Source organism: Candidatus Cardinium sp. cBcalN2, assembly GCF_022810445.1.
Lineage (GTDB): Bacteria > Bacteroidota > Bacteroidia > Cytophagales > Amoebophilaceae > Cardinium.
In genome coordinates, this window is the sequence record NZ_JAACGD010000209.1 from 1 (window position 1) to 660 (window position 660).

The window sequence follows — 660 nt, forward strand, 5'->3', positions numbered from 1 at the left end:
AAGAAGAAGAAGAACTATCAGAAGGCGAGGAGAACTCCGACTGTTTGCTCCATTCTTTGAAGAATAGAGAAGCTTTCACTGGATTCATTTATTGCTAATAGCGAAAGTCTAGCCCAATCCATCTCCATTCTAATTATAATCTATTCAATAGAGTAGGAGTATTGAATGACGGTTTGCAACATGCTTTGCAACGTGATGAAAAAATGGCTTCAATTACAAGAACAAAAGAATTTGAAATTGAGATGGGTATCATGTTTCGAGATATTAGTTTGCTTCTCAGTTCGTTCACTCAGTAGAGAGGCGATACAAAGGATGTGCTATTAGGCTATTATGATGAATTTTTTAGACAGTATTTGCATTGCTCCTCTATATTACTTTCCAGAGTTTGTTTGATTGCGAATTTAATAGTTTCTTTACTCTTAAGAATCGAGAAACTTTCGAGATAAGTTTTGAGAATGATCTTGAAAATTGGCCTGCCGCGTGGAGCTGCATACTATGAGATCCAAAATGGAAAATTCGCTGGAATCACTGAAAAATTCCTTTCGAGAAACCTTTATCTACCAAGAAACTCTTATTTGGTGGATTTTGAAGAGCTCAAAGATGATATTGAAGGAGCTTTGAAGAACAAGGTTGATTTTATTCGACGGTTGCCCAATCTTC

Annotated in this window: 1 protein-coding gene; it reads left to right on the forward strand. The window is 36.2% G+C overall.

The features are described from left to right. Positions 1 to 455: 455 nt before the first annotated feature. Positions 456 to 660: hypothetical protein (locus MUW74_RS04305; RefSeq protein ID WP_243553114.1), on the forward strand; the 205-nt coding region annotated here is incomplete at its 3' end.